Raw genomic sequence first — 24,383 nt, 5'->3', positions numbered from 1 at the left:
CGTGCTCTTACGATTGGCTTGTGATGGGAGGCACTTGGAGCGGAAAAGCTGCTTCCGTTTGGATCGTTGGGCGAGGCGGCCCTCACCTCCTGCCCCCGCTCCGCGCCCCAGCCCTTGCGTTGACGCAAGGGCGTTCGTTGGGCAGCGAACCTGCGGTTCGCAAGCTGCCCCCCTCAACCCGCAAGCGGGAGAGGGGAGGAAGCCTGGCTCCGGACAATCTAAGAAACAACCTTGCTCCGGATGAATCTGGTTAGCCTCTGCTCTCGCTCGCTCTTACCAGGTACGGCGCAGCGGGTGGGCTTCGGTGTTGAAGACGATGCCGTCAAAGTCCAGGGTCTTGGCCGGGGCGAACAGCAGGTAGTAGTACTTGAACGTCTCGGCGAACAGGAAGCTCTCCATCGAGTCGTCCTTCTCCTTGCTGCGGACATCCTTCAGCGCGGCGAAGCCGTGATCGGTGCGGGTGTAGCGCACGAAGTCGTCGAAGAATTCCTTGCCCATGCCACGGTAACGCGCGTCACCGGTGTAGTGGTGCAGGTAGTAAGCCGACTCGACGATCTCCGGGCGCAGCGCGTAGCTCGGCGAACGCACTTCCATCTTGGCGTAGTCCAGCGACTCCGGCTCGATGTCGTGCAGGCGCCACATCTTCAGGTTGGATTCCTGCAGGCGCTTGGCGCGGTCCAGGTCGCCGCCCAGGGCCAGCAGGCCCGGCATGAACGCGTCCAGCGCACCATACGTGGTGGAGGTGCGGGCACCGGTGTCCATGTCGGCGTGGCCGTACCACAGCTCGCCTTCGCGGGATTCATCGGCCAGGTACTGGTTAATCGGGCCGATGCTCTCGTCCCACATCTTCTTGCAGTCTTCATCGCCGAAAAGCTTCCAGCACTTGAGCAGGTACTCGTAGTACGAGTCGATGCCACCGGCGATCGAGGCGTCCTTGTTGGTCCACTCGCCGGTCTCGACGTTGATGTTCAGGCCAACCAGGCCGATCTTGGAGCGGCGCTTGTGGGTTTCAACCAGCGCACGCTTGGCCTTGTCGTAGTACGCCTGCTTGCCGGTGAGCTTGGCCAGGGTGCCGAACTCCAGCAGCAGCGTGCCGGTTTCGGCCGGGTTGCTGATCTTGCCGCTGGTCTTGCCGGTGTGCAGGTTGACGTGGGTGTACGGCAGGCCGGTCGGGCTGTCGAAGACCGGCGATAGGCGCGTCCCCAGATCATCGGCGAGCTTGAGCAGGCGCTCGTCGTTGGTCATCTGGTAGGCCGACAGCAGGCCGCCGAGCAGGCGGATGGTGACCTCGAAGTTCTGCACGTCCATGTCCTGGTCGAAGGACAGCTGGGTGACGATCAGCTCACGTGCTTCGTTGGCTTCCTTGTCCAGGCCGAGCAGCAGCAGCGTGTCCAGCGCGTCGACCGGCGACATCAGCAGCGGCTTGGGATACCAGTCACGCGGCTGGCCACTGAGCGGCTTGAGGTCGTCGTGGCCCTTGGCGTACTGCATGTAACCCTGCCAGGCGTGGCGGGTGGCCTCACGGACCTGCTCGGCCATGCGTGCAGCTTCGGCGTCATCGACGGCCGGAAGCGCGGCATCAGCCGGTGCTGCTGCAGTAGCCGGTGCAGCCGGGGTGGTGGCGGGAGCGGCGGCCTGCTGGCTGCAGGCGGAAAGCGCCAGCATCAGCGCGGCGACCAGGGGGGCGGTACGCAGGGAACGGGTCATCAGTGGATCCTCTCGACGGAAGCGTTGTCTTGCGATGCAACGGGACGGGACTGCAGGGTGTCGCCCAGCGTCTGCAGGTGCAGGGCCGTGCGCAGGGTGGAAAGCGGTGCGGTGCTGCGCACGACCAGCGTGCGGGTCTGGCCGGGCAGCAGATCGAAGGCGTTGTCCTCGATGCTGGCATCGGCGTTGTTGAAGCCGATCCAGATACCACGGACCAGCTTGTCGGCGCGCAGCTGCAGCAGGTAATGATCGCCTTCTGCGCGCAGCTCGCTGTGCAGCTGTGCCGGCTGCAAGGCTTGCTGTTTGGCGGCGACGAAGTAGACCAGGCGCTGTGCCACTACTGCGTCACCGCGCAGCAGTTCGAATACGGCGACGCTGCGGCTGGGGTCTGCGCCCTGCAACAACTCGGCGTCGCTGAAGCGTGCAGCTTCGGTGGCTGACAGTGCGGGCAGGCTGATCGGCCCGCGCTGCTGCTGCAACTCCCGCCCATCGAAATCCAGCACGCGCACACGCCACTGCCCCTGCATTTCTGCACGGCCGTCGTTGAGCAGACTGAAACGGGTGCTTCCTTCATCGCGCAGCGCGGCCACCGCCACGTCGGCGAAGAAGCGACGGGCATGGAAGTTCAGTGCCTTCCAGTTGCCGTAGTAGTCCACGCTGGACCAGGATGCGCCCGGCCACACGTCGTTGAGCTGCCAGTAAAGCGAACCCATCGTGTACGGCCGCGAGGCGCGATGGTGCAACGCGGCCAGTTCGATGCCCTCGGCCTGCATCATCTGGCTCAGGTAGACGAAATCAGGGAACGAGCGCGGCGTGCCGAATTCCATCTCGATGTAGTGCAGCAGACGCTCATTGCCTTTGCCGGCCAGGAACTTCTGGTGCGCCTCGATCACCGGCCCATCCACCTGCTGTTCTTCCGGCGTGGCGAAGGCGTTGATGGTCGACAGCTGCGGCCAGGCCTGCAGGCCGTACTCGGACATGAAGCGCGGGGTTTCCTTCAGGTAGGCCGTCGGCGGCAACGCCGGGTTGCCCCAGACTTCCCAGTAGTGCTTGTCACCGCGACGCGAGTCATTGGCCTTGGTGTCCAGGTCATTGCTCGGCGAACTGGCCCAGTACGGCACGCCCAGGCCTTCCTCGGCGACGACGCTGCGCAGGTCCTTGCCGAACAGGTCCACATAGCCCTGCCAGACTTTCGCGGCAAACACCGGATCGGCCTCTTTCAAGGTCTTGCCGTGGCCCCAATCCTTCCACGCGGTTTCCTCTTCGTTGTTCCCACACCACAGCACGATGCTGGGGTGGTGCCGCAAACGACGGATGTTGTCGCGCGCTTCGGCGACCACATTGGCGCGGAACGCCGGGTCATAGCCCGGCTGCATGCCGCCGCCGAACATGAAGTCCTGCCACACCAGCAAACCGAGCTCATCGGCGATGTCGAAGAACGCATCGTCTTCGTAGTAGCCGCCGCCCCAGTTGCGCAGCATGTTCATGTTGGCATCGCGCGCGGCCTGCAGGTCGCGGCGCAGGCGCTCGCGCGTCACCCGTGCCGGGAAGGCATCAAACGGAATGACATTCGCCCCCTTGGCGAATACAGGCACGCCATTGATGACGAAGCCAAAGCCCTGCCCACCGTCCTTGTCCTCTTCGCGCTGCAGCTGCACGGTGCGCAGGCCGATGCGGATGCTGGATGTCAGCGCGTCCTGCTTGCCCTCACCTAAACGCGCCTGCACGGTATAGCGATCCTGCGCGCCGTAGCCCACCGGCCACCAGCGTCGCGGCTTGTCGATCTGCAGTGGCAGCGACAGGTTGTTCTCGCCCGGCGCCAATGCGACATCGCGCTTGATCTCTGCAACCGTCTTTCCGTCCGGGTCACGCACGTCGATGACGACCTGCTGGGTGCCGGCCTTGTCCGCCTGCTCCACCTGCAGCTGTACGCTCAAATTGGCTTTGTCCGCATCCAATGCATCGGTGCGCACTGCCAGATCGGTGATGCGCTGCTGATCCCAACTGTCCAGGTGCACCTGCCGCCATACACCGGCAGTGACGTAACGCGGCCCCCAGTCCCAACCGAAGTGGTAGGCGGGCTTGCGTACGAAGTTGCCGACCATCGCATCCTTGGGCTCATCCCCGTAGGGCGATGGATAGTTGCCGGCAATCTTGTGCGGCATCGCCTGCACCTGCGGCAGCAGCGTGCGGATCGGCGAACGGAACACGATCTGCAATTCATTGCCCTGCGCACGCAGGCGACCATCGACCCGCGCACGCCAGGTGCGGTGCGCGTTGTCTGCCTTCAGCAGCGGCTCGCCGTTGAGGCGGACTTCAGCGAAGGTGTCCAGGCCATCGAAGCGCAGCTCCGCATGCGGCCGCGCCAGGCTTGCGGCATCCACGTCGAAGCGGGCGCGGTATTCCCAATCAGCGAGTCCGATCCACTGCAGGCCCGCTTCGGCCGCGCCGACATAAGGATCGCCGATCAAGCCGGCAGCGAGTAGATCGGTGTGCACGCTGCCCGGCACGGTTGCTTGTTTCCACGCATCCATGCCCGGATGCGTCTGCAGTTGTGCATCGCCCGGTAGCAGGCGGAAGCTCCATTGCGCCTGCAATGATGCAGCCACTGCTGCAGTTGACGCCAGCCACAGCGCGCACAGCAACAGGCCGCGGCACACGCGTTGAGCATGAATTTGTATCGATCCAAATTTCAGGTGCACGTGCTGCATGCTGCTTCCTCCCTGCTACTGGTTGCGCTTTCTTACGGACCGCGAAACCGTCTTCAACAAAACATGAAACTACGCTTGCTCTGAGATTCACTACTGAAGCGGAGAGCCAGAGCGATCCCCGCCTTCGCGGGGATGACGACTGAAGCAATGCGAATGCTGTTGGTCAGCCCTCGCGCACCACGTTCAACACTTCGTGGCAGGCACCCATGGTGTGGTAATCGGTCTTGCCGGCCGGGCTCTTTTCGTCGTCGTACTTGCCGTTGTCGGCGTCGAGGATGCGGAACCAGGCGCCGTAGCGATGATCAACGAAGTACTGCCACGAGTACGCCCACAGCCGGTCGTACCACTCCCAGTAGCCGGCATCGCCGGTGCGCTTGGCCAGCAGCGCGGCGGCCGCCAACGACTCGGCCTGCACCCAGAAATACTTGTCGTCGTCGCAGACGAAACTGTCACCACCAATCGCCGCGCCATCCATGTTGGGCTGACGACGCGATTCCGGCGCGAAGCCGTAATACAGGCCACCGCGCGCTTCATCCCACGCGCGCGTCATCGAGGCATCGAACAGGTGCCGTGCGGTCGGTACCAACCAATCGGCATCGACGTGGCGGTCGAGGATCATCAGCAGCTTGGCCCATTCGGTCTGGTGACCGGGCTGGAACCCCCACGGACGGAACAGGTGCTTGGGATTGTCCAGGTTGTAGTTCCAATCGATGTTCCAATCGATGTCGTAGTGCTCCCAGACCAGGCCGCCGGCCTTGGCCGCCTGCCGGCGGGTCATGTTGTCGGCCAGCTGCAGGGCGCGCTGCAGGTAGCGCTGTTCGCCACTGGCCTCGAACGCAGCCAGCATTGCTTCGCACATATGCATGTTGGCGTTCTGGCCGCGATAACCGGTGAAGTTCCAGTTGGCGTCGGCTTCGTCGCGGTACAGGCCGTGCTGCGACTCCCAGAAGTGGCGTTCCAGCAGCTGCCAGGTCTCGTCCATCCACTCGCGGCCCTGCTCGATGCCGGCCTTCAGCGCACAGCTGTAGGCCAGCAATACGAAGGCGACGCCATAGCAGTGGTTCATGTCGTCCTCGACCTTGCCATCGCGCAGGGTCCAGGCGTAGCCGCCAGTAGCTGGATTGCAGTGCACATCACGCAGGTAGCGCACACCGTGCTTCACCGCATCCAGATACTCCGCATTGCCGTACTCGCGGTAAGCCATCGCGTAGTTGAAGACGAAGCGGGTGCTGCTGACCAGATGGCGATGGCTGCGATCGTAGATGCTGCCGTCGTCCCGGTAGTAGTGGAAGAAACCGCCATCCGCATCGATGCAATGCGGATGGTAGAAGGCCATCGTGTCGGCGATATGCGCGCGCAGGAAGGCCGGGGAACGGAAATCGGGCGTAGTGGTCATGCGATGGCTTCCTGTTGCTGCAGCAGCTGCTGTACTTCACTCAAGGCGGGCATTGCCGCGAACGCACCCTTGCGGGTTACCGCCAGGGCACCTACCGCAGCCGCGAAGCGCAGCGTGCCATTGATTGCATTCGGGGTCTGGCAGAACGCGGCAAAACCGGCGCCTGCGCCACCACGCTCAACCAGCCCGACCAGCACGCCACCGACAAAGGCGTCGCCGGCAGCGGTGGTATCCACCGCCTGCACACGGAAGCTCGGCACCTCGCCCTCCCCATGCCGGGTATACCAGCGCAGCGTGCCTGCACCGTCGGTGACGATCACCCAGCGTGCCTGCGCAGCCAACAGGCGGCGCAGTACCTGCGCATCACCGTCGGCGCCCAGTGGCGCGGCCAGGTAATCGAGCTCTTCGCGCGAGAGCTTGATCAGGTCAGCGCGTTCCAAGGCCTGCCACAGGCGCGGCGAGGGATCGACACCCGCTGGCCACAGCGCCGGGCGCAGGTTCAGATCCAGGCTGACCACCGCGCCCGCGGCGCGCGCACGCTCCATGCCGGCGAAGGTCGCCGCGGCGATGTCCGCTTCGGTCAGGCTGTTGGAGCAGACGTGGAAGCAGGCCGTGCCGTCGAAGCAGGCGGACACATAGTGCTCGGCGCGGAACAGCAGATCCGCCGCCGGCGGCCGGTAGAAGCTGAAGCTGCGCTCGCCATGCGCGTCCAGCGCGACGAAGGCCAGCGCGGTCTTGGCTACGTCGGTACGCACGATGCAGTCGGTCTCGACCCCAGCCTGTTGCAGGCTCTCCAGCAGGAAGTCACCGAACATGTCGCGGCCCAGCATGCCGGCGAAATGGCTGCTGGCACCCAACCGCGCGGCTGCCACTGCGACGTTGGCGGGGGCACCGCCGGCGTACTGCAGGAACGCGCGCGGGGTGTCCGCCGAGGCCGGCGGCTGCGCTAATAGATCGATCAAAATCTCGCCGAAACAAACAATCTTGCCCATCTGGCCTTAGTCCTGTTGGGTAACGCCGGTGCTGGTACGCGAACCGACCAGCCCGTAGAAAATGATGTAGCCGTAGCACAGCAACGGCAGTACGAATGAATGGTGAACGCCGATGCGGTCGGCCAGCATGCCCTGCAGGAACGGCACCACCGCGCCGCCGACGATGGCCATGATCAGCAGGCTGGACGCCTTGTTGGTCAACGGCCCCAGGCGTTCGATGCCGAGCGCGAAGATGGTCGGGAACATGATCGAGTTGAACAGGCCAATCGCCACGATCGAGTACAGGGCTACCTGGCCTTCGCTGGCCATGGTCAGTGCCAGCAAACCCACATTGATCAACGCGAACAGCGCCAGGAGCTTGCGCGGCGAGAAGCGCACCAGCAGCAGCGAACCGGCAAAGCGGCCGATCATCGCCATTGTCCAGTACAGCGACACGTAGTGCGTGGCCTGCTGCTCACTGAAGCCGCCTATGTTGGGCTGCGACAGGTAGTTGACCAGGAAGCTGCCGATCGAGACCTCGGCACCCACATAGAAGAAGATGCCCAGCACGCCGAACAGCAGGTGCTTGTGGCGAAGCGCATCGCCATAGCTGTGGCGTGCGCTGTCGGCCTGTTCGCTGTTCTCGCTCAGCGACGGCAGCCGGAACAGGAACACGAACAGCGCCAGCAGGAACAGGGCTACTGCCAGGCCGAGATACGGCCCCTGCACCGACTGCGCTTCCTGCGCGCGGTAGGCCAACTGGTCTGCCAGCGGCAGCGCGGTCAGCTCGTCGGCGCTCTTGACCGTATTGCCCAGGATCAACATGCCGCCAAAGATCGGCGCGATCGCGGTGCCCAGCGAGTTCAAGGCCTGTGCCAGCGTCAGGCGGCTGGAACTGGTCCGCTCCGGGCCAAGCAGCGCCACATAGGGATTGGCCGCTACCTGCAGCACGGTGATGCCGGTTGCCAGCACGAACAGGGCCGCCAGGAAGGCGCCATAGATGCGCAGCTCCGCCGCCGGCCAGAAGCCAAGCGCACCGATGCCGGCAATCACCAGACCGGCGACGATGCCCTGCTTGTAACCCAGCCGCGCCACCAGCCGACCAGCTGGCAAGGACATCAGGAAGTAGGCACCGAAGAAGGTGAACTGCACCAGCATCGCCTGGGTGTAGTTCAGTTCGAATACCGACTTCAGGTGCGGAATCAGGATGTCGTTGAGGCAGGTCAGGAAGCCCCACATGAAGAAGATGGTCGTCGCCACCGCCATGGCCACACGCGTATTGACCACGGGCGCCGACTGGCTTGATGTAGATGACGGCGATGTTGGTATGTGCATGTGGGCTGCCTGGATACGGTAATCGGGAGATGGGGTTGAGGAGTCAGCTTGGTCTTGCTGCACTGCTTTCGCGGATCCTCAGCTGCACCGGTGCGACGGTACGCATCGGTGCGGCATCGGGGTTGTCCAGGCGCTGCAGCAACAAGGCTGCAGCCTGCCGGCCACGTTCGCGTGGATCTGCGGTCAACGTGGTCAACGGCGGCACCGCGACCGCAGCCTCGGAGATATCGTCGAATCCGGTAACGGCGAAATCACCACCCGGGCGGATGCCACGCGAGGTCAGGCCCAGCATCAGGCCCAATGCAACCGTGTCGTTGTAGCAGACCGCCGCGCTGGGTCGCTGTGCGCATTCGAACAATTCACCGGTACGTGCAGCCGCTTCCAGACGATTGGGCGCGGACTCGATCAACCAGTCCGCATGCAGAGGCAAGCCGGCCTCGCTCAAGGCCTGCTGGTAGCCGAGGCGACGCTGCGCGCAGGAACTGGATGCGCCATGCCCGCCAAAGAAGGCGATGTCACGATGACCGCGTTCGATCAGGTGACGGGTTGCCATGTACGCGCCGTGCTGGTTGTCGAGGGTGAGGAAATCCCAGTCAGCGCCGGCCAGTTCACGGTTGAACAACAGCACGTTGGCATGCGCGCCCAGTACATGGCGCAGCTCTTCGGCATCGCTGCCTTCGGCCGGCGACAGGATGAAGCCGGTCGGCGTGTGTTCCATCAAGGTGCTCAACACCGCCTGCTGACGCTGCGGCGATTCGCCGGTGCTGCCAAGCAGGGTCACGAAGCCCTTGCCACCCAGCGCTTCGTCCACGCCCGAGGCGAATTCGGCGAAGAACGGGTTGGACAGATCGTTGATCACCAACGCGATCGACGACGAGGTACGACGACGCAGGTTGGCAGCGGTGCGGTTGTACACATAACGCTGCTTGCGCAGCTCCGCCTCGACCTTGGCGCGGGTGTCGACATTGACCAGGGGGCTGCCGCGCAGCACCAGCGACACAGTCGCCCGCGACACGCCCACCGCCTGCGCGATGTCGGTGACGGTGACCGCGCGTTGGCCGGCCTTGCGTGCGCCCTTGGCGCCGGTAGAAGTGTCTTTCATCATTTCCGCTGCGGTTCCGGGATGCGCCAAGCCTAAAGGATCACGGCCAGCGCTTGCGCTGCCCGTTCCCTTCTTTCCGGCCTTGGCGCTGCCCGAGCTCACGGCTGGGCGCTGCCCGGGGTGGCGCAGTACGACACCGGCAGGTCCGCCTGTGCGGTGCCCCAACCCTGCTCCGGTGCCTGCGCACCGAGGGTGAAGCGCACATCGCCGCCTTGCTGCAGGCGCTGCCAATCCAGCCACACCGCCGGCTGCGGCTTGCCATCAACCTGCACGCTCTGGATGTACTGCAGGCTGCGCGGATCGGCGCCCGGCGCCTGCAGGCGCAGCGTGCGGCCGTTGCCCAGGGTGATCTCGGCCTTGCTGTAGCGCGGCGCATGCAGCAGGAACTGGCCACTGCCCGGCACTGCCGGATACAGGCCCAGCGCACTGAACAGGTACCAGGCCGACATCGTGCCCAGGTCGTCATTGCCGGTAACGCCGTTCGGCGCATTGGTGAACAGCTGCTGCGCCGCGCGAACCACTGTGGCGGTCTTCCACGGCTGGCCGATCAGCGTATACATCCACGGCGAATGCAGGTCAGGCTCGTTGTTCGGGTTGTAGCGGTATTGGTTGTAGTAGCTGTACGGACCAACCACCCATTCCTTGCGTGCAGCGGTCAGCGGTGACTGCAGCAGCGCGTCATAGGCGAAGAACGCGTCCAGACGCTTGCCGGCCTGTTCGCGGCCATGCATCGCCTGCAGCATCCCGGGCACGTCCTGCTGGACCAGCCACTGGTACTGCCAGCCGGTGCCTTCATGGAAGCCGTGTTGCGATCGCGGGCTGTAATGACCATCGGCCGGCGTATACCACTTGCCGTTCTCGTCGCGCGGACGCGGGAAACCAGTGAAGCCGGTTTCGGCATCACGCACATCCGCATCCCACACCTTGTGCCAATTGCCACCGCGAGTGCGCAGCGTCGCTGCATCTTCGGCGTGGCCCAAGCCATCGGCCATCTGCGCCAGCGCGCAATCGGCCAATGCGTACTCCAGCGTTGCCGAGCCGCCGTGGTGCGGATCAACGTCCATGCCCTTGGAGGGGAAGGCACGGTCATAGGCCACATAACCATTGGCGAGATAGCTGGCATTGCCGGAACGACCGGCCATGCGCGAATTGATCGGCGGCATCTCGAAGGCATTGCGGTGCAACGCGCCCCAGGCTTCCGCCTCGCGGCCCTTGAGCGCACCGAAGCGCCACAGGTCGACCATGAACGGCGTCACCGGGTCGCCGGTCATTACATTGGTTTCGAAGTTGGCATAGCCCCAACGCGGCAACCAACCGCCCTGTTCGTTGATGGCCAGCAGGCTGCGGCCGATATCACGCGCGACTTCCGGACGGGTCAGGGCCAACCACTGGTTCTGCGTGCGGTAGGTATCCCACAGCGAGAAATACTCGTAGTAGGTCCAGCCATCGGCACGGTGGATGACGTCGTCGTAGCCACGATAGCGACCATCGGCATCGCTGCCGGTCATCGGCTGCAGCAGCGCGTGGTACAGCGCGGTGTACAGCACAGTGCGGTCATCGGCATTCGCACCTTCAACCTTGACGCTGCCCAGCTGTTCGCGCCACTGCGCCTGCGACAGCGCACGCATGCGATCGAAGCCCAGCAGCTTGCCGCCCTGCATGCCATCGCTGCGCAGATTGTTGCGCGCGCCTTCGGCATCCACATGCGAGATCGCACTGGTGGCGGTGACGCTGCGGCCACCGGCCAGGTCAAAGCTCAGCCACGCACCATTGGGCTTGGCCTCGCCTTCCATGCTGTGGCGCGCGCCGGGCAGGCCGCCTTCCTCGCCCCAGGTGCCGTGCGCCTTGAACGGGCGGTCAAACTCGATGCGGAACCAGGTGGTGTACTGGTGGCCGCCGCAGAAGCTCTTGGTGACCAGCTTGCCTTCCACCGCACGGTCGCCAACCACGTCGATGACGCTGCCGATCACCGAATGGCGCTCATTGGCCTGGGCAACATTGACCAGCACCTGGCCTTCACTGACGCCTGCGCTGAAGGTGTAGCGCTCGGCGGCAGCGCGGGTCAACGCGGTGGTTTCCACGTCGATGCCACGGTAATCGGTCAACCGGACCTTGTAGTAGCCGGCCTGACCGACTTCGCCATCGTGGCTATAGGCCGAGGCGTAGTTCTTGTGGTCGAAGCGCTTGGGGTCCTTGGTGTCGAAGTCACCACCTGGACCGATGCTGCCGGTCACCGGCAATACCGAGACCTGGCCGCCCTGCTCCCAGCAACCGGCGCCGGAGATGAAGGAATGACCGAAGCCGCGGATCTTTTCGTCGTCATAGCGCCAGCCGGAGTAATGGCTGCCGATCGGGCTGACCTGGATCAGGCCGAACGGTGCCGACGCGCCCGGGAAGGTATTGCCGTCATCCTTGCTGCCGATGAAGGTATTGACCTCGCGCTCCAGCGCGGCCGACGGCGCAGCCTGCAGCAACGGCGCGAAACTCAGCGCCAGCAGGCAGGCAGCCGTTGCCAACGGGCGGCGGCGGGAATGGGCGGTGGATGGCGATCGGCTCATGCATTGGATCCTTGGGTCGGTCGGTACGGCGGCGGTGTAGCTGTGGCAGAAGTTGGCCCGGACAAGCCGGGCCGCTGATGTCCAGCCCATCCGGGAACGGGATGGGGGAGAGATGCCAGGCATCAGCAAAACGGGTAGGCCCCTGCAGCTGCCCCGACAGCCGTCACGACGGCGACTGGCGGAGCAAAAGCAACAAACTTTGGGCCATGGAACGCGCTGCTCGGCAGTGTTTTCAGTGGTTTGCAGCAAGCTGGACCCCGCCCTGCGCGACCCCACCTGCATCCCCGGAAGCACGTTGCCGAAAATTTAGATCGATCCAAGTAAAGCATGAGCATTTCGCCCAACGCATTCTGCGGCGCAACATCAGAGCGAAAACCCGCCCCTGTAGTGCCGAGCCATGCCCGGCAGAGGCCTTACCGATAGAGCCTCAAAAGCCCCCTCACCCCAACCCCTCTCCCGTAAACGGGAGAGGGGCCTGTAGTGCCGAGCCATGCTCGGCAGAGGACTTCCCGGTAAAGCCTCAACAGCCAACCCCTCCCCTTGGCCTGCGGCCAAAGGGAGAGAGCCAAGCGTAGTGCCGAGCCATGCTCGGCAGAGGCTTTCCCGGTAAAGCCTCAACAGCCACCCCCTCCCCAACCCCTCTCCCGTAAACGGGAGAGGGGTCTGTAGTGCCGAGCCATGCTCGGCAGGAGCTTTCCCGGCAAGGCCCCAAAAACCAACCCCTCCCCCAACCCTCCCCTTGGCCTCCGGCCAAAGGGAGGGAGCAAGGCCATATTGCGAAGCAGCATGCGTCAAACCTTTGGCTGTGCTAAAAAATGCGCGCCAATCGTTTAGATCGATCCAAATCGACACCCCCACGATCCCGGCAACGGAACCCTGCTCGAGCGCCAAACCAATCATTGAGCGAACGCAACAAGGCCCCGGTTTCACCCGTTTTTAGATCGATACAAGTCCAAATCAACGTGACAGTTAGCGATTCAATCCAGGAGAGGGAGAGAAATGAAACAGATCACACGCAAGCACGGCCGCGACACATTGTCCGCCGCCATTGCCTTCGCCTTGTTCGCCGTCGCAGCCGTTCCCGGCGCCGCGCTCGCGCAACAGGCCAGCACCAACACAAGCACCGGTGCCACCACGCTCGATAGCGTCAACGTCACCGGCTACCGCTACGCCATCGAAAAAAGCCTTGAGCAGAAGCGCGATGCCAATGCCGTGGTCGAAGTGATCACGGCGGAAGACGTCGGCAAGTTCCCCGACAAGAACGTGGCCGACGCGCTGCAGCGCGTGCCCGGCGTGATCATCACCCGCAGCGGCGGCGAAGGTAAGAACGTCAGCGTGCGTGGCCTGTCCTCGGAACTGACCCTGACCGAGTTGAACGGCAACTACGTGGCTACCGCCGAATCCAATGGCGACCCGACCCGCTCGTTCAACTACACCCTGCTGCCGTCGAACATGCTGGGCAGCGCCGAGCTGTTCAAGTCGCCGGAGGCGCGCATCGACGAAGGCGGCATCGGCGGCACGGTGATCCTGCACACGCGCCGTCCGCTGGACATGGAAGCCAACACCGGCTTCGTCTCCGTCGACGGCACCTGGGCCGACACCACCAAGAAGACAGACGGCCAGCTCTCCGCCTCGTATTCGTGGCATGACAAGGACGATCGCTTCGGCGTGTTCGTCGGTTACACCGACCAGAAGCGCACCACCCGCACCATGGGCGCCAGCACCGAAGGCTGGTCCTGGTATGGCCGTGACGAAGGTGGCACTGCGGTTGACGTCCACGGTAATCCCTCGGACTTCAACTCCAACTGGTGGGGTGGTACCGGCTTCTACGACCAGAACGGCAAGTACTACACCGGCTTCATGATGCCGACCTCGGTCAACCTCGACGTCAAGGACGAGGAGCGCGAGCGCAAGGGCGGCCAGTTGACGCTGCAGTTCAAGCCGCTGGACAACCTCACCCTGACCGCGAACTACTTCCGCTTCGACCTGTCGCAGGACTCCCAGACCCATACCATCAAGGTGCCGGAATGGAACATCGCCCGCTATTGGGGCGACGGCAACTGGGCCGGCGGGCGCCTGCTCGACGGGCTGACCATGGACCCGAGTGGCACCATCGTCACCGGCGCCGACTACAGCCTGCATCCGGGCAAGACCTACTACTGCAGCGAAGACGAAGCTGCCGCCGGCGGCATGGCGCCGGGCGGATGGGGTTCTGACGACTGCACCGTGCCGACCCCGCAGATCACCGGCAGCTACAACCGCGAAAAGGCACTGTCGCAGACCGCTGATTTCTCCGCCGAATGGCGCGGCGAGTCGGTCGACATCGCTTTCAAGGGCGGGCGCACCTGGGCCAAGGGCGGCCCGTCGCTGCAGTTCTCGGTGCCGCTGAAGCCGCGCAGCCAGAATGCGGACGGCAGCTGGAACCTCGGCAACCTTGCCAGCTCCTGGAGCCTGGCCGGCACGCCGTCGATGGCGTTCTCGCCGGAACTGATGCAGAACCTGAAGAACGGCATCCTGCAAGTTGACCTCGGCTCCACCGGCTCGTCATGGACCCGCAACACCAACCAGCAGAAGTACGCCCAGATCGACACCACCTGGCACAACGACAGCGGCTTCCTGGAATCGCTGCAGTTCGGCGTCAAGTACCGCGACGGCGGCATCCACCGCAGCACCGGCAACAGCTACTGGGCCTGCCCGGGCACCGATGCCAGCGACTACGAGAACCGCTACTGGAACGGCGGCTGCAACGACCTCGCCCTGCAGTTCTCGCCCGACTTCATCTACGGCATGGGCAACCTGGCCGGCGGCATCAATGCAAGCGCGTTCCCGGCCATCAACTACCCGGCCTACATCTCGTACCTCAACAAGACCTACGGGCCGATGCAGACCCGCAACGAGGACAACTTCGTCTACAACGTGGACGAAAAGATCTACTCCACCTACCTGCAGGCTAACTTCCGCACCGAGCGCCTGCGCGGCAACGTCGGCGTGCGTGTGGTCAGCACCCGCCAACACGCCGACTCCACCGACAAGGTCACCTCGTACAACGATTACTTCTACGACGACGCCAACGGCAACCCGCTGGCCTGCCAGGCCGGTGACACGGTACCGGGTGCCGCACCGGCACGTACCTACTGCGGTACCGAAGGCTATTGGCGTCTCTCCGACAGCGAAGCGCGCGTCGAGTCGTTCGCGGTCAGCGGCCTGGACCGCAACTACACCGACGTGTTGCCCAGCTTCAACCTGGCCTATGACCTGACCGACAACCTGCTGCTGCGTGCGGCAGCCTCCAAGGTGATCGCACGCCCCAGCTACAACAACATCGCTGCACCGGGCAGCCTGGAGTACTTCAGCCCCGAATACGTCAATGACCGTCGCCTCACCGGTGGTGCCAGTGAGCAGGGCTGGTACGGTTCGGGCAGCAACAAGAACCTGGAAGCCTACAAGGCCACCCAGTACGACATCGGCGTGGAGTGGTACTTCCACCCCGGCTCGGTGCTGGGCCTGGGCCTGTTCCGCAAGGACGTGAGCAACTTCTCGGTACCGGTGGTGCAGGACGTCACGCAGAACGTCGGCGGCCAGAACGTTGTCGTGCAGAACTACTCCACCACGGCCGGTGGTCGTGACGCGGTATCGCAGGGCCTGGAGTTCTATGCCCAGCACACGCTGGACTTCGGCCTGGGCTTCCAGGCGAACTACACCTGGAACGACACCAACGAAGCCGCAATCACTCTGGAAGACGGCACCCAGATCGGCAAGTCGCCGCTGGTTGGCAGCGCCGAGAACCAGGCCAACTTCACCGTGTTCTATGAAGTGGAGAAGCTGTTGCTGCGTGCCTCGTGGAATCGTCGCGGCGAAGTGGTGCAGGGCCTGATCAGCGGCCTGAACCTCTACCAGGAGCCCTACCAGCAGATCGACCTGAACGCTGCTTACAACATCACCCCAGCGTTGAGCCTGACTGCCTCGGTGTTGAACCTGACCAAGGAAGAGACGCGTACCCACCTGGGCAATGACACCAAGGCCCGTTTCTACTCCAACGGTTACGCAGGGCGCGTCGTCTACTTCGGCGTGAACTGGAAGTTCTAAGACTGCTGCAAGCGTGCCCAGCGCACGTAGCTAATGAAAAGCCGCGCTGGCAACAGCGCGGCTTTTTCATTGAAGCTGGAGGCAGACTGCTTTCCCTTCTCCCGCCTGCGGGGGAAGGTGCCCGAAGGGCGGATGGGGGGCTTCTGCTTCTGCTTGTGTTTTTTTGGCTTTTCCTACCGCACTTCCTGATAAAGAAGCCGCAAGGTAAAAGTCAACAGCTCCCCTCACCCCAACCCCCGCTCCGCGCCCCCGCCCTTGCGCTGGCGCAAGGGCGTTCGATGGGCAGCGAACCAATGGTTCGCAAGCTGCCCCTCTCACCCCGCATGCGGGAGAGGGGCTAGCAACCCGGCATGCGGAAGAAGGGCTGGCAATCGCGCATCCGTATAACTCACGTCAACGCCGTCATGACCCCTGTCCGATAAGCCGGCCGCTGCTGCAGCCGCGCATACCACGCCGCCAGATGCGGCAGCTCCGGTCGCTGGATCGGCATTTCAAACCAGGCGTAGATGAAGGCGCCCAGCGGGATATCACCCATCGCGAAACACTCCCCCGACAACCATGGTCGGGTTGCAAGCTCCGCGTCTGCCAGGCTCAACAACTCCCCACAACGCAACAACGCGGCCGCAATACGCGCCTCATCGCGATCCGCCGGCGCAGTACGTACCACACCCCAGAACAGGTCACGGAACGCCACCGCGAAACTCGAGGTAGTCCAATCCATCCACTGTTCGCTGCGCGCCCGCTCAACCGGGTCGGACGGATACAACACGTCCAATGCATAACGTGCCGACAGATAGCGCACGATGGCGTTGGACTCCCAGACCGGCAGACCTTGGTCCTCGATCACCGGCACCAGGCCGTTCGGATTCATCGCGCGGTATTCGGCCGTCTGCGTGCCACCAAACGCGCCGCCCACTTCGATGGACTCATACGGCAAGCCGATTTCCTCGGCACACCACAGCACCTTGCGCACATTGCTGGAATTGCGCCGGCCCCAGATCTTCAACATTCCGCCACTCCTTTCAACTCAGTTTTCATCGCGCGCTCCCTTGCGTGGCAGCGCGCGTACCGCCGATGACTTGCCGGCACGCTTGACCTCGAACAGGCCGGTGGCATCGATCAACTCACTCAACTTGCGGTAGCCATAATTGCGCGAATCGAACGACGCGCGGTTGGCGATCTGGTTGCCGACGGCGCTGAGCAAGGCCCAGCCCTGCTCATCAGCCACTGCATCCACCGCGCCACGCAATAGATTGAGCAGGCGCGTGTCACCACGCAGTTCATTGGTGCTGCGCGGCTGGATCGGCGCTGCCGGTGGCTCCGCGACTTCCGCTGCAGTCGTCGCAGTCGGCGCACTGCTGGCAGCCACCTGCTCGACGACTTCGGGCGCATCGTTGCCCAGCGCTTCCAGATAGGTGAACTTCGAGCAGGCGTTGACGAAAGCCAAGGGCGTCTTCTGTTCGCCGAAGCCATACACCTTCACGCCATCGGTGAGGATGCGCATCACCAGCGGGGTGAAGTCGGCGTCGCTGGAAACAATCGCGAAGCCATCCAGGTTGCGCGCGTACAGCAGGTCCATCGCGTCCACCACCATCGCCATGTCCGAGGCGTTCTTGCCCTTGGAATAGGCGAACTGCTGGATTGGCCGGATCGCGAACTCATGCAGCACGCTCTCCCACCCCTTCAAGCGTGGGTTTTTCCAGTCGCCGTAGGCACGGCGCACATTGGCCACGCCGAAGGCGGCCACTTCAACAAGAATCTCGTCGATCTTCGATGACGGCGCGTTGTCAGCGTCGATCAACAACGCGATACGCTTTTCGGGCTCAGACACGGGCTGACTCCATGGCGGCAAGCTGACCGCCAGTATCGGTCATCGCTGTTTCAAAGCACATCAATGCGATGATAGGCGCTGACAACCCGCCCCCACGGCCGGTGCACCGGCCACACCGGAGTACGTCATGCCGCAACACCCGCAACTTGTCGTCATCGGCGGAGGTTTCGCCGGGCTCTGGGCCAGCCGAGCACTGGCCGATGCGCCCTTGCGCATCACCCTGGTCGATCGTCGCAACCACCATCTGTTCCAACCCCTGCTGTACCAGGTGGCCACCGCCGGCCTGTCCTCGCCGGATATCGCCGCACCGTTGCGACATATCCTCGGCAGGCAGCGCAACATCGAGGTGCGGTTGGGTGAAGTGGTCTCCATCGACAAACATGCCAAGCAGGTGCAGCTCGGCGATGGCAGCCAGATCGCTTACGACATGCTGCTGGTCGCCAGCGGCGCCACCCATGCCTATTTCGGCCACGACGAATGGGCGGCCGATGCGCCCGGCCTGAAGACGCTGGACGACGCGTTGTACCTGCGCCGCAAGCTGCTATTGGCCTTCGAGCGCGCCGAAGCCGAGCCCGACCCCGCCAAACGTGCGGCATGGCTGAGCTTCGCCATCGTTGGCGGTGGTCCTACCGGTGTGGAACTGGCCGGCACCCTGGCCGAAATTGCCCGCCATACGCTGAAGAACGAGTTCCGCCACATCAATCCCGCCGATGCCAAGGTACGGCTGGTTGAAGCCGGACCACGGGTGCTGTCCTCCTTCCCGGAAGTGCTGTCGCTGAAGGCGCGCCGCCAGCTGGAAAAACTCGGCGTCGAAGTACTGACCGGCACCGCCGTCAGCCATATCGACGGACAGGGCTTCCAACTGGGCGACACCCACGTGCCTGCGCGCACCGTGGTGTGGGCAGCCGGCGTCGCCGCCTCACCGCTGGCACGCACCCTGGACGTACCACTGGACCGCGCCGGCCGCGTACAGGTGGAACCGGACCTCACGGTTCCCGGCCACCCGGAGATCTTCGCCGGTGGCGATCTGGTCGCGCTGATGCAGGCCAATGGCCGCCCAGTGCCGGGCGTGGCGCCTGCCGCCAAGCAGATGGGTAAGTACGTGGCGCAGGTGATCCGCGCGCGTCTTGATGGCAAGCCAGCGCCGGCGCCATTCCGCTACAACGACCAGGGCAACCTGGCCACCATCGGCCGCATGGCCGCCATCGTGCATGTCGGCAAGCTGCAGCTGTCCGGTTTGCTGGCCTGGTGGTTCTGGCTGGCCGCGCACGTGTTCTTCCTGATCGGCTTCCGCAACCGCTTGGTGGTGCTGCTCAACTGGGCGGTGGCGTATTGGAGCTACCAGCGCAGCGCGCGCATCATCCTCGGCGATGCCGACGAGGACGATGGCAAGGAACCTGCGGGCTGATCGCAGCCGCGCCAGCGGCAATCAGCTGTTGCCGTTGGCGAACTGCTCGAATACTTCGCGCCCGGTGAGTTTCGGCGTCTCGTTGGCCAATTCGTAGTACGACGGCTTTTCGTCGATGAAGATCTGGCTGGCCAGTTCGAACGCTTGTTCATGGAACAAGCCGGCCGGCACGAAGTATTCGCCGTCCGGCACCAAGCGGTAATACAGGTGCGTGCCGCACTGCGAGCAGAAGCCACGCTCGGCCCAGTCCGAGGAACGATAGGTCTTCAACGCGCTGCCGATGACCTGCACCTGGTCATCGCAATGCACCGCGAACAGCGGCCCACCGGACCAGCGCCGGCACATGCTGCAATGGCATAGACCGATTTCGGAATGGTCATTGGCGATCACTTCGACCGCACCGCACAGGCAGTTCCCTTTCATCACCAGCTCCGTCTGCAAGAGGAATGCCGAATCTACACGGGAAAGCTCACCGGTAGTGCCGAGCCATGCTCGGCAGGGGCTCCATGCACGGACCAACCGCCACCGGTAAGGCCACTGCCGAGCATGGCTCGGCACTACAGCGGGTTGGTTCGTGCACAAGGCCTCTTGCCGAGCATGGCTCGGCACTACAAAAAAAAGGCCCGGGTTTCCCCGGGCCTTCGTGTTACTGCTGCTGCCTTGCTCAGGCGGCGAACAGTGCCTTCATCTTCTTCAGCGCGTTGGCTTCGATCTGGCGGATGCGCTCTGCCGACACGCCGTACTCATCTGCCAGTTCCTGCAGCGTCACCTTGCTGTCGGCTTCCAGCCAACGGCGGGCGATGATGTCGCGCGAACGCTGGTCGAGCTTGGCCAGGCCTTCGCGCAGCAGGCTCAGCTGGTTGTCTTCGCTGTCCTCGCGCTCATAGGCCTGCGACGGATCTTCATCGCGCGCGACCAGATACGCAGCCGGCGACGGCGGCGCATGATCGTCGTCTTCATCCGACGGCGCATCGAAACCGATGTCGCGACCGGACAGGCGCGATTCCATCTCCATCACTTCACGCTCGGAGACGTTCAGATCCTTGGCGACGGCGCTGACCTCGGCGGCGTTCATCCAGCCCAGGCGGGTCTTGGACTTGCGCAGGTTGAAGAACAGCTTGCGCTGCGCCTTGGTCGTGGCGACCTTGACGATGCGCCAGTTCTTGAGGATGAACTCGTGCATCTCGGCACGGATCCAGTGCACCGCGAAGGACACCAGACGCACGCCCATGTCCGGGTCGAAGCGCTTGACCGCCTTCATCAGGCCGATGTTGCCTTCCTGGATCAGGTCGCCCAGCTGCAGGCCGTAGCCGTTGTAACCGCGGGCCACGTGCACCACGAAGCGCAGGTGCGAATGCACCAGCTCACGCGCGGCGTTCAGATCCTGCTCGTCGCGGAAGCGACGCGACAGTTCCTGCTCCTCATCGACCGACAGCACCGGGATCTGGTGCACGGCACCGATGTAGGCGTCCAGCGAACCGAGCGCACTGGGGATCGGGAGATTGTTTGCCACAAGGGCAGTAGAGGTGTTCAGGTTCATAGGACCTCATCTTAGCAGTCGAACTATTGGACTGCTCAGTACAGAAAAAGTTCCAGCGTTCTGTTTTTGTTCGCAAACTCGAGGTCAAACCTGAATAGGCGACAGCAACGACGGCATTCCCAACCCCGCCAAGGTAGCAAAGCCAAGGTCACCGCGATATGACAGGAATCAAGGCAGTTCAGCGATCAGACGGCGCCAGATCGGCCAAGGCCGGCAGCCGCCAGTCGATCCGGGCCTGGCCGTTGCGGGCCAGGTAGTCATTGGCCTGCGAGAAATGGCGGCAACCGAGGAAGCCCCGGTGGGCCGACAACGGCGAGGGATGCGGTGCCTTGAACACGCGGTGGCGCCGGGTATCGATGACCTTGCCCTTCTGCTGGGCGTAAGCGCCCCACAGCAGGAATACCAGGCCTTCGCGCTCGCGGTTGAGCACATCGACCACGTGGTCGGTGAAACCCTCCCAGCCGCGGCCCTGATGCGCACCGGCCTTGCCCTCTTCCACGGTCAGCACCGCATTGAGCAGCAGCACGCCCTGCTGCGCCCACGGCTGCAGGCAGCCGTGGTCCGGGCGCGGGATGGCCAGGTCGGCCTCGATCTCTTTATAGATGTTGAGCAAGGACGGCGGCACCGGCACGCCCGGCTTCACCGAGAAGCTCAGGCCATGCGCCTGGCCATAACCGTGGTACGGGTCCTGGCCCAGCACCACCACCTTGACCTGCTCGAACGGGGTGGCGTTGAAGGCGGCAAAGATCTCCGGGCCGGGCGGGAACACATGCGCCCCGGCTGCCTTGCGCTTGCGCAGGAAGGCCGACAGCTCACGCATTTCCGGGCGCAGCAGCCAATCGCCGATGCGCGCCTTCCAACTGGACTCAAGCTGGATCTGTGCGCCGTCTTCGCTCACAGCACCACCGCCGGCTGTGCCATGCGTGCCAACCGCAGCTGGAACAACACCTTGGTCACCAGCAGGCGCTCTTCGATGGGTTTCTGCACCAGGTCATTGGCGCCGGACTGCAGCAGCGCCGACTGGTTGTGCGGATTGCTGTCACCGGTCATCACCAGCACCGGCAAGCGTCGCTTGCCATAGGCGAAGTCGACGCGGATGCGTTCGACCACATCACGGCCGCTGAGCTCGCCCTTGAGGGTGACGTCGGTGAGCACCAGGTCCACCTGCCGCGTGGTGCGGCCCAGCGACTCGGCGGTGAGCAGCGAGAATGCATCCTCGGCGGTAAGCACGTGCACGACATGCAGGTCGTGGCGTTCGAGCATGCGCTTGGTGGCTTCGGCCACCACGCGGCTGTCTTCGACATACAGCACGGTGGCATTGGCCACCGGCTCTGGCTGCACATAGCCACGGATGAAGGTCGCCAAGGCTTCATGGCCCAGCGCCTTGTCGAAATAGTCGGTGACGTATTCGGTGAAGCGACGCTGTTCCAGATGCTGCTGGGCATCGCCGGAAACCACGATCACCGGCACATAGGCCTGCCCGGCGGTTTCGCGCACGCCCCGCGCCAGCGCCAGGCCATCGCCATCAGGCAGGGCCAGCGAAGTGGTGACCAGATGCACCGGGCCAGCGGCCAGCGCTTCGCGCGCCTCGGCAATGCTGGCGCAGCCCACCACCTCGACATCAGGCAGTTCGCGCTTGAGCACGTCGCTGATCAGGCGCCGTACCAGTTTGGATCCATCGACCACCATTACCCGCGGCGCGTCGCTGATCAGGTGCTTGAGCTCGTGCGTGGACATGCGGGCCTCAGGTTTCGGTCGGGCGAGTCTGCCTGAGGAAGTGACCGGTCACCAGCCATGCCCCCAACCAACCCAGGATCGTGGTGCCAACCAGCACCATGCCCGAATGCAGCAGATCCAGGCCATGCAACATGAAAGGACTGCCGTAGCTCTGCGACAGGTTGGCCAATGGCGCGCGCAGGGCCAGCCCGCACACGCCGATCAGGCCCAAGGCGAGCGCACCAGCACCCAGCCCGTACCACGCGCCCAGATAGACGAACGGGCGGCGGATGAAACCGTCGCTGGCACCCAGCAACTGCAGCACACCGATTTCCTCGCGCCGTGCCTGAATGTCCAGGCGCACGGTATTGCCGACCACCAGCGCTGCACCCAGGCCCAGCAGCACCGACAACACCTGCACCAGGCGTGCGCCGAAGTTCAGCCAGCCATCCAGGCGCTGCCGCCAGAGTGCATCGTGCTGGACCAGGTCCGCCTGCGGCAGGCTTTCCAGCGACTTGGCCAGCGCTGCGTCGGCACCATCGGCCGGAGTAACAACCAGCAGCGTTGGCAACGGGTTTTCACCCAGCGCATCGATGGCCTCGCCCAGACCAGCGTTCTCACGCAGCTCGGCCAGGCCTTCATCCGGCGTACGCAACTGCACCTGCGCAACATCGGCACGGGCGCGCAGGGTCTTGGCCAGTTCCTGTGCGGCGGCGCCATCGACATCGGTCTTCAGGAACAGGTTGATATCGCGCGACTGCTGCACGCTGCCGGAGAAATGCTTGAGGTTGTCCAGGCCGATCGACAGCCCCAACGGCAGGGCCAGGGCCAATGCCATCACCGCCACCGTCAGCGCGGTTGCCCACGGCCTGCGCAGTGCGCGGCCAAGGCTGAACACCACGCTGTGCAGATGGTGGTTGATCCAGGTGGCCAGCCGCGACGGTGCCGCCGTGCTGGTGTTCGTTGCGGACTTCTCGCTGCTGTTGCTGCTAGTCATTCGGCCAGGTCCTGCGGCGAGATGTCATCGACCAGACGGCCGTGGTCGAGGATCAACACACGCTTGCGCATCTGCTTGAGCAGGGCCAGGTCATGACTGACCACCAGCACGCTGGTGCCGCGCGACGGCAGCTCGGCAAACAAGGTCATGATTTCCGCGGCCAAGGTCGGGTCGAGGTTGCCGGTGGGCTCGTCGGCCACCAGCAGCTTGGGCTCGGCGACGATTGCGCGAGCGATGCCGACGCGCTGCTGCTCACCGGCCGACAGTTCGCTGGGCAGCGCCTTCTCGCGATGGCCAAGACCCATCCGCTCCAGCACCGAGCGCACCCGCTTGCCGGTATCGGCACGGCGGTCGCCGCGCAGGATCAGCGGCAGGGCAACGTTCTCGCCGATGCTGCGGTCGACCAGCAGGCGATGGTCCTGGTAGACCGCGCCGACTTCGCGCCGATGCAGGGCAACCTTGCCGCCGCGCACCTTGAGCAGGTTGCGCTCGCCAAAGATCACCGCGCCACGACTGGGCCGCTCGCTGAGATGGATCAGCTTGAGCAAGGTGCTCTTGCCGGCACCGGAGTGCCCGGTAACGAACAGCATCTCGCCGGCCGCCACCTCAAAGCTGACATCCAGCAGCGCCTGATGGCCACCGGCATAGTGTTTGCTGACATTGTCAAAACGCAGGACGCTCATCGTGCTGATTATGCAGGAGCGCGGGCGGACTGCGGGGGATACGGGTCACGCGACGTGGGTTATGCGTAGTGCCGAGCCATGCTCGGCAGAGCGAAACCTGTGGTGCCGAGCCATGCTCGGCAAGGGGCTTTACCAGCCATTCGGTAAAAGCGGCACGCACCCGGAAACCGGGATTGCATCAACCGGCAAAAGCTTACCCCTCCCCAACCCTCCCCTTTGCTGCGCAAAAGGGAGGGAGCTGTTGTGGGGGCGCCCCGACCGGGCGGGGGGTTGTCGGGTATTGAGGGGGCGCCGGGGGCCGGGGGCGGCCGCGGGGGGGGGCGCGCGCGGCCGCCCCCCCCC

General features: G+C 64.2%; 17 protein-coding genes. 2 read left to right on the top strand and 15 right to left on the bottom strand.

Features of this window, described 5'->3' with window-relative positions; translation table 11 throughout:
• Positions 1–273: 273 nt before the first annotated feature.
• The 7 genes from AC1VWL_RS14750 to AC1VWL_RS14720 all read right to left on the bottom strand — a co-directional run bounded on the left by AC1VWL_RS14750 (position 274) and on the right by AC1VWL_RS14720 (position 11,780).
• Positions 274–1,707: a glycoside hydrolase family 47 protein gene (locus tag AC1VWL_RS14750; protein ID WP_482987202.1), complete on the bottom strand. Its 1,434-nt coding sequence runs from the start codon at positions 1,705–1,707 to the stop codon at positions 274–276.
• The gene (locus AC1VWL_RS14745) at positions 1,707–4,418 is read right to left on the bottom strand and encodes a beta-mannosidase (RefSeq protein ID WP_482987201.1); all 2,712 of its coding nucleotides are present in this window, start codon (positions 4,416–4,418) and stop codon (positions 1,707–1,709) included. The genes AC1VWL_RS14750 and AC1VWL_RS14745 overlap by 1 nt, the downstream gene beginning before the upstream one ends.
• 163 nt (positions 4,419–4,581) lie before the next feature.
• A complete protein-coding gene (locus tag AC1VWL_RS14740) occupies positions 4,582–5,814 on the bottom strand; it encodes an AGE family epimerase/isomerase (protein ID WP_482987200.1) in 1,233 nt (410 codons plus the stop codon).
• Positions 5,811–6,806: a carbohydrate kinase family protein gene (locus tag AC1VWL_RS14735; protein WP_481534423.1), complete on the bottom strand. Its 996-nt coding sequence runs from the start codon at positions 6,804–6,806 to the stop codon at positions 5,811–5,813. Before AC1VWL_RS14735 ends, AC1VWL_RS14740 begins: the two co-directional genes overlap by 4 nt.
• 6 nt (positions 6,807–6,812) lie before the next feature.
• Entirely contained in the window at positions 6,813–8,120 is a 1,308-nt protein-coding gene (gene fucP, locus AC1VWL_RS14730; protein WP_481534422.1) for an L-fucose:H+ symporter permease, read from the bottom strand.
• A 43-nt stretch (positions 8,121–8,163) separates the two neighbouring features.
• On the bottom strand, positions 8,164–9,222 hold the full coding sequence (locus tag AC1VWL_RS14725; protein WP_481538845.1) for a LacI family DNA-binding transcriptional regulator: 1,059 nt from the start codon (positions 9,220–9,222) through the stop codon (positions 8,164–8,166).
• A 98-nt stretch (positions 9,223–9,320) separates the two neighbouring features.
• On the bottom strand, positions 9,321–11,780 hold the full coding sequence (locus AC1VWL_RS14720; protein WP_482987199.1) for a GH92 family glycosyl hydrolase: 2,460 nt from the start codon (positions 11,778–11,780) through the stop codon (positions 9,321–9,323).
• Between the two features lie 999 nt (positions 11,781–12,779).
• Between AC1VWL_RS14720 and AC1VWL_RS14715 the strand changes: the two genes are divergently transcribed.
• A complete protein-coding gene (locus tag AC1VWL_RS14715) occupies positions 12,780–15,866 on the top strand; it encodes a TonB-dependent receptor (RefSeq protein ID WP_482987198.1) in 3,087 nt (1,028 codons plus the stop codon).
• Positions 15,867–16,254: 388 nt separating this feature from the next.
• Here the strand turns inward: AC1VWL_RS14715 and AC1VWL_RS14710 are convergent, their stop codons facing one another.
• Positions 16,255–16,875 carry a glutathione S-transferase family protein gene (locus AC1VWL_RS14710; protein WP_482987197.1) on the bottom strand — a complete coding sequence of 207 codons (621 nt, stop codon included), beginning with the start codon at positions 16,873–16,875 and terminating at the stop codon, positions 16,255–16,257.
• An 18-nt stretch (positions 16,876–16,893) separates the two neighbouring features.
• Positions 16,894–17,697, bottom strand: coding sequence for an NYN domain-containing protein (locus tag AC1VWL_RS14705; protein WP_482987196.1), 804 nt, complete (start codon positions 17,695–17,697; stop codon positions 16,894–16,896).
• Positions 17,698–17,824: 127 nt separating this feature from the next.
• Between AC1VWL_RS14705 and AC1VWL_RS14700 the strand changes: the two genes are divergently transcribed.
• Positions 17,825–19,105, top strand: a complete 1,281-nt coding sequence (locus AC1VWL_RS14700; RefSeq protein ID WP_482987195.1) for an NAD(P)/FAD-dependent oxidoreductase — start codon at positions 17,825–17,827, stop codon at positions 19,103–19,105.
• A gap of 21 nt (positions 19,106–19,126) precedes the next feature.
• Here the strand turns inward: AC1VWL_RS14700 and AC1VWL_RS14695 are convergent, their stop codons facing one another.
• The 6 genes from AC1VWL_RS14695 to ftsE all read right to left on the bottom strand — a co-directional run bounded on the left by AC1VWL_RS14695 (position 19,127) and on the right by ftsE (position 24,041).
• The gene (locus tag AC1VWL_RS14695) at positions 19,127–19,528 is read right to left on the bottom strand and encodes a GFA family protein (protein ID WP_482987194.1); all 402 of its coding nucleotides are present in this window, start codon (positions 19,526–19,528) and stop codon (positions 19,127–19,129) included.
• Between the two features lie 241 nt (positions 19,529–19,769).
• The gene (gene rpoH, locus AC1VWL_RS14690; RefSeq protein WP_282272958.1) at positions 19,770–20,645 is read right to left on the bottom strand and encodes an RNA polymerase sigma factor RpoH; all 876 of its coding nucleotides are present in this window, start codon (positions 20,643–20,645) and stop codon (positions 19,770–19,772) included.
• 178 nt (positions 20,646–20,823) lie between these two features.
• Positions 20,824–21,543: a uracil-DNA glycosylase gene (gene ung, locus AC1VWL_RS14685; protein ID WP_481534415.1), complete on the bottom strand. Its 720-nt coding sequence runs from the start codon at positions 21,541–21,543 to the stop codon at positions 20,824–20,826.
• Positions 21,540–22,382, bottom strand: coding sequence for a response regulator (locus tag AC1VWL_RS14680; protein WP_282272954.1), 843 nt, complete (start codon positions 22,380–22,382; stop codon positions 21,540–21,542). The genes ung and AC1VWL_RS14680 overlap by 4 nt, the downstream gene beginning before the upstream one ends.
• A 7-nt stretch (positions 22,383–22,389) precedes the next feature.
• Positions 22,390–23,358 (bottom strand): permease-like cell division protein FtsX, encoded by a 969-nt coding sequence (ftsX, locus tag AC1VWL_RS14675; protein ID WP_481534414.1) that lies wholly within the window; start codon positions 23,356–23,358, stop codon positions 22,390–22,392.
• Positions 23,355–24,041 (bottom strand): cell division ATP-binding protein FtsE, encoded by a 687-nt coding sequence (gene ftsE / locus AC1VWL_RS14670; RefSeq protein ID WP_482987193.1) that lies wholly within the window; start codon positions 24,039–24,041, stop codon positions 23,355–23,357. The genes ftsX and ftsE overlap by 4 nt, the downstream gene beginning before the upstream one ends.
• Positions 24,042–24,383 lie beyond the last annotated feature (342 nt).

This window comes from Stenotrophomonas sp. STEN063 (assembly GCF_056854515.1).
The sequence above is the reverse complement of the archived record's forward strand: the minus strand, read 5'-3'. Positions and strand labels throughout refer to the sequence as shown.